Here is a 12,739-nt window from a genome sequence, read left to right as displayed (position 1 = left end):
TCTTTAAGCCCGTTCTCCCCAGCGGGCTTTTTTATGCCCGCCGTTTGACGTTACCGCGCCAGGCCGGTATCTCGCAAAAACCCCGAACTCGCGTCCTCCCCCGTTATCCAACCAGCATGTCACCGGAGGATAACGACATGAGCAATGACGACCGCACCCCACACGTTCAACCGGATGCACCGCCCACCGACGCGTCCGGCAAGCCGGTCAACGTGGTCGAGCGCGATCTGCAAGACCCTGATGACGACACCCGCGCTGTGGATGAAGTCATCACCCCGTCCTCGAACAGGGTCAAAGAGCAGGAAGTCGAGGACCTCAATCGCAAAACGGCCGAAATCGAAAGAAAGGTCGCCGACGGCAACTGACGTCGCCCCACTGCTGCGCTGCAAGCGGGAACGGATGCCCGCTGCACGCGATGGCCTTGCAGTTGGAAATGTTGTGCTACACCTACTGGCAGGCACTAAGTCGGTTATTCAGGGAAGAGTGATCTTATGCGTTTGAACATGCCCGTCACACAGCAGGAACGTACCTTTGCCGCCAGCGAGCGCCTCATCTCCACCACTGACCTCAGCAGCCATATCACCTACTGCAATGACGCCTTTGTCACCCTCAGCGGTTTTACCCGCGAGGAGTTGATCGGTCAGCCACACAACTTGGTCCGCCATCCTGACATGCCACCGTCCGTGTTCGCCCACATGTGGGAGACCATCAAGCAAGGCAAACCCTGGATGGGCGTGGTGAAAAACCGCAGCAAGAATGGCGACTACTATTGGGTCAGCGCCTACGTTACCGCGGTGTACGAGGACGGTAAGGTCGCCGGGTATGAATCCGTGCGCTCTTTGCCCACCCGTGACCAGGTCCGCCGCGCCGAAGCCTTGTATGCGCGGCTTCGGGCAGGCAAATCCGCGGTATCGTCCGTCAGCACGGCCCGCTATTACCTGCTGCGCCAACTGCCACTGATCATTGCCGCCATCGTGTTGGGACTGTGCAATTACCTGCTGGCCGACCACGCTTCGTTTGCCGTGATGCTGATTACCCTGATCGCGCTGAGTGCGACGCTGGAACTCCGTCAGAACCGGACGCTCAAGACGATACTCAGCGACCACCCGAAAGCCTTCACCGATCCGTTGATCGCGCTCACCTACAGTGATAACCGCGGTCCGCAGGCGCAACTCGACCTGGCAATGCTCAGTGAAGAAGCGCGCTTGCAGACGGCCTTGACCCGCCTGGTCGATGCGGGCGAAGGCGTCAAGCAGCGCGCCGGGCAGTCAGCCAGCCTGTCGTTGCTTCAGGCGGAAGCGCTGGATCAGCAGCGAAATGAAACCGATCAGTCAGCGACTGCAATCACCCAGATGGCGGCGACCATCCAGGAAGTCACCCATAACGTTCAAAACACCGCGCACGCTGCGCTTGAGGCCGACACACTGGCGCAACAGGGCCGCGGGTTGGCCGACGACAGCCTGTTGGCCATTCGGCACATGGCCAACTCGGTCACGGAGATCGGCGAGGCCGTAGGTGAGCTCGCGACCGCGACCCAGTCCATCGGCAGTGTGGTTGACGTCATCAATTCCATCGCCCAGCAAACCAATCTGCTGGCGCTCAATGCTGCCATCGAAGCCGCGAGGGCCGGCGAACAGGGTCGTGGCTTCGCCGTGGTCGCCGACGAGGTGCGCTCGCTGGCGTCCCGCACGCAAACCTCTACCGAGCAGATACAAGGGATCATCGGCGAACTGCGCGAAGGCGCCTCCCGAGCTGTGGCCACAGCGAGTCGAGGCCAAGCGATGTCTCAGGAAAGCGTGACCAGTGTCGAGGCCGTGCAGCAGGCGTTGAGCGGGATAAGCCAGGCGGTGACACGGATCACCGGCATGAGCCAGCAAATGGCGTCGGCGTCCGAAGAACAGACCCACGTGGCCGAGAGCATCAACCAGCAGATCAACCGGATTGCCCAACTCTGCGATCAGAGCGCGGGCCAGGCCCAACAGGGTTCAACCATCAGCCGCGAACTCGAGCAAATGGCCCACTACCTTCATAGCCTGGCGGAGCGTTTCAACCGGTGAGGCGGTCCACCAGTTGACGATTGACCACGGCGAGCACTTCCTCAGACAGCGGCTCGCCTTTGGCCATCCTCGACACCGTCAGCGCGCCCATCATCGCGCACATGGCCAGCAGTGCCTGATCCCGGGTGGACGATGCCGCCGTCGCACTCAGTTGCCCTGACAACAGCTCGATCATTCGTTCGAAGCCGTCCACTGCAACCGCCCTCACCTGTTCGTCGCCTCGGGCCAGCTCGCTGCCCAGCGCGGCATACGGGCAACCGGCTTCGCCGTCGCGGTGTTCAGCACACAAGTAGCCGTCTACCGAAGCCTTGAATGCACGCTGCGCGCCCGCATGCTCAGCCATGTGCCGCAGTTGCTCGACCTGGTCATCCACTGCCGCCTCTGTGGTTTCGGCGACCAGCTGCGCTTTGGACTCAAAGTGTTTGTAAAAACCTCCCTGTGTCAGACCTGCTGCGGCCATCAATCCGGTCAGCCCGCTGCCATTGATGCCATGCCGACGGAATTCCGCTCGTGCGGCCTCGACGATTTTTACCCGCGTTGCCGCGGTTTCCAGTTTGGTTTTACGCATCGAACTCACCTTTGATCCGGCGACCCGTTGACTTTAGATTGCGACCACCATCTAATGTGGATTACAAGCTTCATATAAACCTACCCACCGCGCAAGCGGTTTGTTCTGCAGAGGATCGTCTTATGTCTCAAGCCACCATTCTTGTCGCCGGCGCAACCGGTTTCACGGGCCGTAAAACCGTCGAACTGCTGCTCGAAAAAAACGTCCCGGTCCGCGCACTGGTTCGCACCGACGATCAACGCGCGCAATCATTGCGCGAACTGGGCGCCGAAGTCGTCGTCGGTGATCTTCAGGACCTCAACGCCCTGCGTGCGGCACTGGAAGGCATCGAAACCGCTTACTTCGTGTATTCGATCGCGCCCGGCCTGATCGAAGCATCGTCCCGTTTTGCCCTCGCTGCGAAAGAAGCGGGTGTGAAGTCCGTTGTGAATATGTCCCAGATCTCGGCGCGTCGGGTTGCTAAAAGCAATGCCGCTTTGAACCACTACACGGCCGAGCGCGTTTTTGACTGGTCTGGTCTGGCAATGACCCATCTGCGCCCGACCTACTTCGCTCAATGGCTGATCTATCCGCACTGGCGCAAGCATATCGTTGAGCGTGGCGAGATCCGCCTGCCGTTCGGCGACGGTCGTCACGCGCCGATCGCTGCCGAAGACCAGGCGCGCTTGATCGCCGCCATTCTGATGAACCCGCAGCCGCACGCAGGCAAAACCTACAACCTGAATGGGCCTGTTGAACTGAGTCAGCAAGGTGTCGCCGATGCAGTGGGCGAAGTGTTGGGACGCACGATCACCTATGTGCCGATTTCCCTTGAGCAATACGACGCGGAGATGACCGAAGCCGGTTTGCCGCCCTTCCTCAGACAGCACCTGATCGAAGTGGCGCAGGATTACCAACACGGCGTCTTCGAAGGCGAAGACAGCATCATCCGTGAAGTCACCGGTCAGTCGCCGATGACGGTTCAGGCATTCGTCACCCAGCACAAGGCGCTGTTCCAGTAAGTCGTTGATTCACCTCCGCCTCCACGGGTTCTGCCCAAGAGGCGGAGGCCTTTGATTCTGGCCGAAGGCGATGCCCTGCCGGCGCACCGCTTGTCAGTCATTGAATCCGTGCTGCGGGATCGACCTTCTTCGACGTTGCTTCAACAGCCAGGTCCGTCGAGTTCCAGCCTCCTCCCAACGCTTTAACCAATCCCACGCTGGCAGCCAGTTGCTGGGTCTGCAGATCAATCACGCTGCGCTGTGCCTGTAACGACGCGGTTTGTGCGACCACAACGTCCAGATAGCCCACCGCCCCCTGTTTGTAGCGCGCCAACGACAGGTTTTCGCTGTACTGCGCCGCTTCGGCGGCGGCACGCTGATCTTCAAGTGCCGAACCCAGCCCATCGATGATCGTCAGGTTGTCCTCCACCTGCTCGAACGCGGTCAGCACCTGTGCCCGGTACTTGCCGCCCGCCTCGTCCGTCGCCGCCTTCGCGGCGTCTACCTGAGCCTGACGCAGGCCACCGTCGAAAATGGTCGTAACCAGCGCCGGGCCAATGGCCCAGAACAGGTTGGGTGCGCTCAACAGGTGGGCGAACTCGTCGCTCTGGTAACCGCCCTGCGCGCTCAGCGTGAGGGTCGGGAAGAAAGCACTGCGTGCGACGCCGATTCGTGCATTTGCAGCTGCGATTCGACGCTCGGCTGCGGCAATGTCTGGCCGGCGCTGCAGCAGCGTCGACGGGACGCCGGTCGGGACAACCGCCAGCGGCAATGCATCCGTCGACGGGCTGATGCTGAACTGGGACGCCGACGCGCCGGTCAGTGCAGCGATGCTGTGTTCAAGCAAGGCGCGCTGCACGGTGTTCTGTTTGAGCTGCGATCTGGCCGACGACAACTGCGCGTTGGCGCGCGCGACATCGAGGCCCGAGACGATGCCGCCATCATGGAGGCCCTGGGTCAGGTTGACCGCCTTGCTGAACGCCTCGGTCGTTTGCTCAAGCAACCGGGTTTGCTGGTCCAGCCCACGCAAGCGTATGTAGCTGTCCGCCAGTTGCGCTTGCAGGCTCAGGCGTACAGACGCCAGATCAGCCAGCGAGGCCTGTGCTTCATCGGTTCCTGCGTTTACCGAGTCACGTACACGGCCCCACAAGTCCACTTCATAATCGACCTGCAACCCCAACGTGCCCGAGTTGTAGACGTTGTCCGTGGTCGTCGAGCGCAGCGGCCGGGTATCCGATTGGCGAATGCGCTGGCCGTTGCCAAACCCCTTAACCGTTGGCAACAGCGCCGAGTTGACCTGCGCCACGAACGCCTGTGCCTGCGCGTAATGCGCCAGCGCCGCACTCAGATTAGGGTTGTTTGACAGCAACTGCTGTTGCAGCGCATCGAGTTGCGGATCGCGGTACACGCGCCACCATCCGTCACGGCTGATCTGGTCGCTCGGCGCCGCCAGACTCCAGGCGCCCTGGTTTTTATACTGCGCGGGCACCGGTGTCTCGGGGACTGTGTAATGCGGGGCCAACGAACAAGCACCCACTCCTAACATGGCGATGAACAACAGGCTGTGCTTAACCATGAGGTTTTGCCTCGGCGACGGTGTTGGCCGCTGCAGGTTTTGACACCTGAACAGAATCGTTATCGCTCAGGCCGTCCGGCGGCGTATCGATGACACGATCCGCTGCCGTGACGCCTGAGCCGATCTCCACGGTGTCACCGAAATCACGGGCAATGGTCACGGTCTTGAACAGCACATGGTCGTGTTGATCGAGGGTCGCGACGCGCATGCCATGGTCATCGAACTGCAAGGCGCTGGCCGGTAAACGCACAACGTTGGGCTGTACCGGCAGGTCGAAACGCACGCTGGTGTACGCACCTGGCAACAGACGACCCGCCGGGTTATCGACTTGAAGCTGAACCAACGTGCTGCCCGACGCCGCGTTAACTGAATCGGCCGACGCAATCACGGTCGCATTGAAGGGTTCCCCCGGGTATTCGGGTACGCTCAGCCGGGCGTTGGTGCCGACCTTGATCTGCGGCGCATAGGACTGAGGCACCTGCACGTAAACACGCAGTCGGCTGACGTCCGATACCGCGAACAGCTCCTGACCGCTGGTGTCGCTGCCGACGTTGATCAAAGCACCGACATCGGTCGAACGCGCGGTGACGACGCCATCGAACGGCGCGGTCAAGCGCTGAAAGCCCTTGGTCGCGGTCAGTCGCTCGACGTTGGCCTGAGCGGCCATCACCTGCGCCTGCCTGGCGGCCAGATCACCGTTACGCTCATCGACTTCTTGCTTCGACACCGAGTCCGATGCCAGCATCGCCTGCCAGCGCTTGGCGCTGGTCTGGGACAGTGAGGCGTTGGCCTTCGCCGCGGCCAGATCGGCGCGCGCCTGGAGCAGTTGCTGATCCACTTCGGGTGTATCGATTTCGGCAAGCAACTGGCCGGCCTTGACCTTCGCACCAATGTCCGCCTTCCAGGACTTCAGGTAGCCCCCGACGCGGGCGAAGATCGCCGCGCGTGACCAGGCTTCCAGACGGCCCGGCAGAATCAACACGGCACCTTGGGCGGCTGCGACCGGGCTGACCAGAATCACGCTGGGCAGCGCCTGTGTGTCAGTCCAGGTCTTCAGGTCCTTCGACTCGTTGGCGCGCACGCCGATACCGACCGCGACAATGGCGACCACCACAAGCAGTGCGACCACTATGCCGAGCCTTGCGCGTCCCGCACTGCGGCGCGGTTGAGGATGGATTACAGGAGTGTCAGTGAGCATGTCAAAACCCTTGTGTTGCGTTGGTCTGCACGGTGGCGTGGCGGTCGCGTGAACGAGCATCGCGTGCGTGGACAAGACTGAAGATGATGGGCACCAGGAACAGCGTGGCGACCGTGGCAAAACTCAAGCCGCCAATGACCGCGCGGCCGAGCGGCGCGTTCTGCTCGCCACCCTCGCCCAGGCTCAACGCCATCGGTGCCATGCCGATGATCATCGAAATGGCGGTCATCAGAACCGGACGGAATCGGGTGAATCCGCCCTCCAGCGCGGCCAGCACGGGATTTCCGTGCTCGGCCAGCCGCTCCCGGCAAAAGCTGACGACCAGAATGGCGTTGGCAGTGGCCACACCCATGCACATGATCGCCCCCGTCAGCGCGGGCACCGACAGCGGCGTGTGCGTCAGGAACAGCATCCAGACAATCCCGGCCAGGGCCGCTGGCAACGCGGTAATGATCACGAACGGGTCACTCCAGGACTGGAAGTTGACGACGATCAACAGGTAGATCAGCACCACCGCGCCAAGCAGGCCAAACAACATGCCGCTGAAGGCGTTGTTCATCGTGGTCGCCTGCCCTTGCAGAGTGACCTTCGAGCCTTTGGGAATCTCACTGGCGTGCGCCGCGAGAATCTTCTGGATCTCAGCGGCCACGCCCCCCAGATCCCGGCCTTGTATCGACGTCAACACCTCCACTACCGGCTGGATATCGGACTGGCTCACCACCGAGTTGCTGTGGGTGCGTTCCACCGACGCCAGGCCACCCAGAATCTGCCCCGCTCCCGCCGATCCGGGCGCTACGGCCGACGTCAGCGGCAGGTTATGCAACTGTGCCAGCGAATCGAGGCTGTACTGCGGGGTTTGCAACACGATCGGATAGGACACCCCGTTGGCGGTGTTCAGCCAGAACGTCGGCGCAACCTGGCTTGAACCGGCGAAGTTGACGACCAGGCTGTTGGTGATGTCGCGTTCGCTGATGCCCACCAGTTGCGCTCGGGTGCGGTCGACGTTGATTTTGAACGTCGGCAATTGCTGGGACTGCTGGATGCGCGCGTCGGCAACGCCCGGGACACGCCGGATCTCGCGCAGCAAGGTGTTGGCATAGGCGAAGTTGGCAGGCAGATTGTTGCCGGCAATCTGCACGTCCACCGGCGCCGAAGAACCGAAGTTCAGGATCTGCCCGACAATATCTGCGGGCGGGAACGAGAAGACGGCGTTGGGGAATTCGCGGGGCAATTGCTCGCGCAACTGGCGAATGTAGTCCGCCGTGGGTTTGTGGTCCTCGTTGAGGCTGATCTGAATGTCGCTGTCCTGCGACCCCACCGTACCGGTGTTGTTGTAGGCGGCGTTGATGCCGCTGACCGCCAGACCGATGTTGTCCACCACCGCCTTGAGTTCCGACGGCTCAATCACGCGCCGAATGGTGTTTTCCACGTCAGTGATCATGCGTGCCGTGCTTTCCACACGCATGCCCACCGGCGCACGAACGTGCATCAGGATCTGCCCGGAGTCGACCGCCGGGAAAAAATTACGGCCCAGAAACGGCACCAGCGCGAACGAGGCGATGACGAATGCGAAGATCGCGATCATGACGGACCGGCGATGTTCCAGCGCGGTTTCCAGCATGCCGTGATAACCCTCGCGAACCCGCTCGAACCGCGCTTCAAACCCGCGCTGGAAGCGCACCAGCGGGTTGCGACTGACCGGTTTTTCGCCATGTTCCTCACCCGGCGCGTGCGGTTTGAGCAGGAAGTTGGCCATGGTCGGCACCAGCGTTCGCGACAGGATGAACGAGGCAATCATGGCGAAGATCACTGCTTCGGCCATTGGCACGAACAGGAAGCGGGCAACACCGTCCAGGAAAAACATCGGCACGAACACGATGCAGATACACAGCAGCGAAACAAACGCTGGCGTCACGATCTGCGCCGCCCCATCCATGATTGCCGCCTCGACCTGTTTCCCCTGCTCCAGATGCCAGTTGATGTTCTCGATAGTCACGGTGGCATCGTCCACCAGGATACCCACGGCCAGCGCCAACCCTCCCAGGGTCATGATGTTGAGTGTCTCTCCGAGCGCCGACAGCGCCGTAATGGACGAGAGAATCGCCAACGGGATCGACACCGCGATTATCACCGTGGAACGCCAGCTGCCAAGGAACAGCAGGATCATCAGACTGGTCAACGCGGCCGCGATCAGCCCTTCCCGTGCGACACCGCTGATGGCGGCACGGACGAACAACGACTGGTCGCCGATCAAATCGATGTTCAGGTTTTCCGGCAGCTGCGCCTTGGAGTCGGCAAGCTTGTCCTTGATCCCGGCGATGACGCCCAGCGTCGATGCTGACCCCGTTTTCAATACCGGAATCAACACCGAACGATTGCCGTTCACGTGCACGATGTTGCTTTGTGGCGGGTTGCCGTCCTTCACCGTGCCGACGTCACGGATCAACACCGTGGTGCCGTTGGCGGTCTTGATCGGCAAGTCTTCCAGGTCCTTGAAAGCGACCGGCGAGTTGTTCAACTGCAGCATGTATTCAAAGCTGCCAATTTTCTCGGTACCCACCGGGGTGATCTGGTTTTGCGTGGCCAGTGCGTTCGCAACGTCTTGCGCCGACAAGCCTCGGGCCTGCATTTGCGCAGGGTCGAGGTCAATCTGCACCTGACGAGTCTTGCCGCCGAACGGGTACGGCAGCGCAGCGCCCGGCACGGTGGTCAGCATCAACCGCACCGTGTTGAGGCCCAGGTCGCCAAGTTTCTGCTCGCTGAGGTCTTTGCCCGACAATGCCAACTGAACGATGGGCACGGTCGAGGCGCTGTAGTTGAGGATCAACGGCGGCACCGTGCCGGGCGGCAGGTTACGCAAAATCGCCTGAGCGACAGAGGTCAGCTGCGCGTTGGCGGTGCTGATGTTGACGCCCGGCTGGAAGAACACCTTGACGATGCCGAAGCCGTTGAGCGACTGCGCTTCAATGTGGCGGATGTCGTTGACCGTGGTGGTCAGCACCCGCTCAAACGGCGAGGTGACTCGCCCTGCCATCTGATCCGGCGCAAGGCCGGTGTACTGCCAGATGACCGCGATGACCGGGATGCGAATCTCCGGAAAAATATCAGTGGGTGTGCGTAAGGCCGTGAGCGGCCCGATGATCAGAATCAGGATGGCGAGCACGACGAACGTATACGGTCGTCTCAAAGCAACGCGTACAAGGCCAAGCATGGGAAGTATCCAGACAAGCGTTGAACATCAAAAAATCGGTGGTACGTGGCCCAACCCGTTCAAACCCCCGGTTGAGGCCTCACCGACATCCAGGTCGAAACAGTCGACGACGCCCATCCGAAAAGGTGGCATATGCCACGATATTCAGATTAAGAGGTATATGCCAGTATTTTTTCCGCGCGCGGCGGACAAAGTGTTTTTCAGCAGTGGCTATTGACGACGCGCCGTGAATGCAGGCGCATGACCGCATCCCTGTCGAAGCCGTGACCGGTTCAATGGGTTGTTGAGGGCTTAAACGTCTGGAGATTCAAGAGAACGGCGGCCGGGCACGTTGATCGATAGTCGGGCCGCAGCGCATGGATTCACCCACAAACAACATACAAGGGCGCGTGCGTACACGCTCCGCCCGATTGAACGGTTTCGGTGCCACGGCAGGCCATTCACCGTCGCGGTAGGCGCATCGGTGAGGCCGAGAAAGAGGATGATCGTCTGCGTGGCAGTCGCCTGAGCCGTCTAACCGCCGAACGTAGTCGCTCTGCGGTCCATCCCCTGCGCCGACCCGCCGCTCAATGAACGCAGTCGAAGGTCTTCTTTAAGACCGGTGATCAGCGAGGCGATGCTTCGGCTGGTATTGAGCGTCGCCACCTCGATGCCCGTGGCCATGAAGTCGGCATGCCCGCTGACTGAGGTATACAACTGGATAGACATGAGCCCTCTTGCGTCCACCGAGCATTGGCATCTGGCGGGCAGGAATGAGGATTCGATGATTTGGCAGAGTTCAAGTGAGGAGATCATGGTGCATTCCTTTTAGGTGTTATGAACTCTCGACTCTGGGTCCTCTGTGAGATTCCGGGTATTTTCGTTCATCCGGACGAGCGCGTACTAAAGCGCCCGCGGGGAGACGGTCGCTGATGATCAACTCATTGATTGGACATCCAAGGGATCAGGCGACGCCGGGGCCGAGCAGCGATTTGACCCTGGACAGCACCGCCTGGATCTCGAAGGGTTTGTCGAAGACATCCACAAACAGATCGGGGCGAGCCACACCCAGATGCGCCTGGGCGCCACTCATCAAGATCATGGGTAATTGCCCCAGCGTCTTGTGCGCCCGCACGGCCTCGGCTAACTCGATACCGTTCATGCCCGGCATCATGTAGTCGGTGATAATCAATTGCGGCTTTTCCCGGTCGAGAATGCTCAACGCTCTCTGACCGCTGCCGGCGGTCACGGTGAGATAGCCCTCATCCTCGAGCGCAAAGCTCAGGATGTCGGCAATCAGGTACTCGTCGTCGACGATCAATATCGTGGTCATAGGGCCCTCGGTCCGCTCGACACATCGCGAGCGTATTGGCGACCGCGGTGTCTACGCGTTACGGGAGTCGCCAAGGGCATGGAAATGAGCCTTTTTCACGTCAAGACCCTGATCACTGATGGTGACTTCCAGCAGCGAAGGATCGTAGGGATTGTCCCTGATTTTAAGAATGGATAATTGGCGTTTAAGTTCAGCCGTTTGCTGGAGGAAACGCAGAAGTAAAAGATTGTCGACGATGCTGGACATGTCGGGCGCCGGCGCATTGATCTCCCCACCTAACAGACTCTGCACCTCCCAGGACGCCAACACGGTGACATCACGCGCCCGCAGCTCGCCCATCAGCGATGTGAACAGGCCCTGCAAGCGAGATGTGTCGGCCGCCACCCTTGCCATTCCGCCCAGGCTGTCGAGAAAGACCCGCTTGATGGACTTCTCTTCGACCACGCGCAGCAGTTCGAGGGCCATTTTGTCGATCAAACCGGCACCCGTCGATTTCCACAGGAGGGTCAAAGCGCCGGACCGTTCCATGCTGTCGAAATCCAGCCCCAGCGACGCGGCCTTCATGCGCAGGCGTTGCGGGGACTCGTAGAAGCCGAAATGCAGACCTGGCGCGTCCACCGTCGACTGCCCCAGAAAACGGATACCAAACGATGTCTTGCCCGACCCGGAAGGCCCGATGATCAACGTAGAGGAAGATGTCACCAACCCTCCGCCGATCAGCGGATCGAGTGACGGCAGACCGCTTGGCACGAGTGAGCAATGGTCGCTGTCACGCATGGCCGAATCGGTCAGGGTACTTTCCAGCCGCGGATAGACCACCAGCCCGTCTTCCGTAATCTCGCACTCATGCGCCCCGGCAAGGGCGCCGCTGCCGCGCGTCTTGCGCATCTTGATGCGGCGGATCGATTTGGTCCCGACCAGCTCTTCGCCCAATTCCAGTACACCGTCGACCATGGTGTGCTCAGGACTGCCATCATCCAGTTGCGAACTGGTCAGAAAGAACACCGTGCAGCCGGCGAAGGCGGCGTGGCCTTGCAGCTCAGAGATAAACCGTTTGGTATTGAGCGGCGAGTCCGCCCTGGACCGAGCGTTCAGCAGACCGTCGAGAATCATCACCGTGGACTTCTGGCGCACGATTTCCCGGCGCAACAGCTTGACCACTTCATCCAAGCCGTCGTTTTCCATCGTGTCGAACGCGCTGACGAACTGGATCTGATCACCGATCTTGTCTTTGTCGAAAAAACTCAAGGTCGACAGAAACTGAAACAGACGCTCGTGCGGTTCGGCGAGCAGCGTGGCGAACAGCACCCGTCCACCCGCGCGCGCGTGATTGAAGCCGATCTGGTTGGCCAGGATGGTTTTGCCCGAGCCCGGACGCCCCTGAATGATGTACGACGATCCGGCGACGAAACCGCCCTTCAGTAACTCATCCAGTCCCTCAATGCCACTCTGAAGGCGTTTTAGCTGGTTCAAATTCGCTTCCTCCGCTGGGGTTATCAGCGTGGTAATTCGCGCGACCAACGCGCGCGATAAAAAGGCGCATTCTTCAGGGTTTAACCGCGCATTCCAAGCACAATTATCAGGAATGACATGCAGTTACCACGCACATCTCAAATGATTATTACGTTCGCCGCTGGGGAACTACGGTCCCTTGCTCTTCAACGCAGCCTTCCGTTTCAGCCTTGGACTGATCACTACGGCGCTCCGGATCATCTGGTTTGATCGGGGCCGACAGTGGGTATTCCGGCGTTTCGTCTGGAAACGCCGGCGGTTGGATATCTGGCGTGGGTGTTTTGGCACTCATGAGCACGGCCTCATTCGGTGAATGCAGGCTTAG

Annotated in this window: 10 protein-coding genes and 1 pseudogene; 4 read left to right on the top strand and 7 right to left on the bottom strand. The window is 60.6% G+C overall.

Annotated features, from left to right (window positions below; genetic code table 11):
- Positions 1-137 precede the first annotated feature (137 nt).
- From ABDX87_RS27610 to ABDX87_RS27605, 3 genes and pseudogenes are all read left to right on the top strand, one after another.
- Complete coding sequence (locus ABDX87_RS27610; RefSeq protein WP_074750718.1) at positions 138-365, top strand: hypothetical protein; 228 nt, start codon at positions 138-140, stop codon at positions 363-365.
- 126 nt (positions 366-491) lie between these two features.
- Positions 492-773: pseudogene (locus ABDX87_RS29380) on the top strand (PAS domain-containing protein); the annotation flags it as partial.
- 252 nt (positions 774-1,025) lie between these two features.
- Positions 1,026-2,057: a methyl-accepting chemotaxis protein gene (locus ABDX87_RS27605; RefSeq protein ID WP_431061289.1), complete on the top strand. Its 1,032-nt coding sequence runs from the start codon at positions 1,026-1,028 to the stop codon at positions 2,055-2,057.
- Here ABDX87_RS27605 and ABDX87_RS27600 read toward each other — a convergent pair.
- Positions 2,047-2,625 carry a TetR/AcrR family transcriptional regulator gene (locus tag ABDX87_RS27600; RefSeq protein WP_346830744.1) on the bottom strand — a complete coding sequence of 193 codons (579 nt, stop codon included), beginning with the start codon at positions 2,623-2,625 and terminating at the stop codon, positions 2,047-2,049. The two genes, ABDX87_RS27605 and ABDX87_RS27600, sit on opposite strands and share 11 nt — an antisense overlap.
- 122 nt (positions 2,626-2,747) lie before the next feature.
- Here ABDX87_RS27600 and ABDX87_RS27595 point away from each other — a divergent pair, with 122 nt between their 5' ends.
- Positions 2,748-3,626, top strand: a complete 879-nt coding sequence (locus ABDX87_RS27595) for an NmrA family NAD(P)-binding protein (RefSeq protein ID WP_346830743.1) — start codon at positions 2,748-2,750, stop codon at positions 3,624-3,626.
- Between the two features lie 97 nt (positions 3,627-3,723).
- Here the strand turns inward: ABDX87_RS27595 and ABDX87_RS27590 are convergent, their stop codons facing one another.
- The 6 genes from ABDX87_RS27590 to ABDX87_RS27565 form a co-directional block, all read right to left on the bottom strand.
- Positions 3,724-5,181 (bottom strand): efflux transporter outer membrane subunit, encoded by a 1,458-nt coding sequence (locus ABDX87_RS27590; protein ID WP_346830742.1) that lies wholly within the window; start codon positions 5,179-5,181, stop codon positions 3,724-3,726.
- The gene (locus ABDX87_RS27585) at positions 5,174-6,379 is read right to left on the bottom strand and encodes an efflux RND transporter periplasmic adaptor subunit (RefSeq protein ID WP_346830741.1); all 1,206 of its coding nucleotides are present in this window, start codon (positions 6,377-6,379) and stop codon (positions 5,174-5,176) included. The genes ABDX87_RS27590 and ABDX87_RS27585 overlap by 8 nt, the downstream gene beginning before the upstream one ends.
- Before the next feature lies 1 nt (position 6,380).
- On the bottom strand, positions 6,381-9,590 hold the full coding sequence (locus ABDX87_RS27580; RefSeq protein WP_346830740.1) for an efflux RND transporter permease subunit: 3,210 nt from the start codon (positions 9,588-9,590) through the stop codon (positions 6,381-6,383).
- Between the two features lie 513 nt (positions 9,591-10,103).
- Positions 10,104-10,385, bottom strand: coding sequence for a DUF1652 domain-containing protein (locus ABDX87_RS27575; RefSeq protein WP_346830739.1), 282 nt, complete (start codon positions 10,383-10,385; stop codon positions 10,104-10,106).
- A gap of 148 nt (positions 10,386-10,533) precedes the next feature.
- The gene (locus ABDX87_RS27570; RefSeq protein ID WP_346830738.1) at positions 10,534-10,902 is read right to left on the bottom strand and encodes a response regulator; all 369 of its coding nucleotides are present in this window, start codon (positions 10,900-10,902) and stop codon (positions 10,534-10,536) included.
- A gap of 51 nt (positions 10,903-10,953) precedes the next feature.
- Positions 10,954-12,375, bottom strand: coding sequence for an ATPase domain-containing protein (locus ABDX87_RS27565; protein WP_346830737.1), 1,422 nt, complete (start codon positions 12,373-12,375; stop codon positions 10,954-10,956).
- Between the last annotated feature and the right edge of the window lie 364 nt (positions 12,376-12,739).

This window comes from Pseudomonas abietaniphila (genome assembly GCF_039697315.1).
GTDB classification, from domain to species: Bacteria; Pseudomonadota; Gammaproteobacteria; order Pseudomonadales; family Pseudomonadaceae; genus Aquipseudomonas; species Aquipseudomonas abietaniphila_B.
The sequence above is the reverse complement of the archived record's forward strand: the minus strand, read 5'-3'. Positions and strand labels throughout refer to the sequence as shown.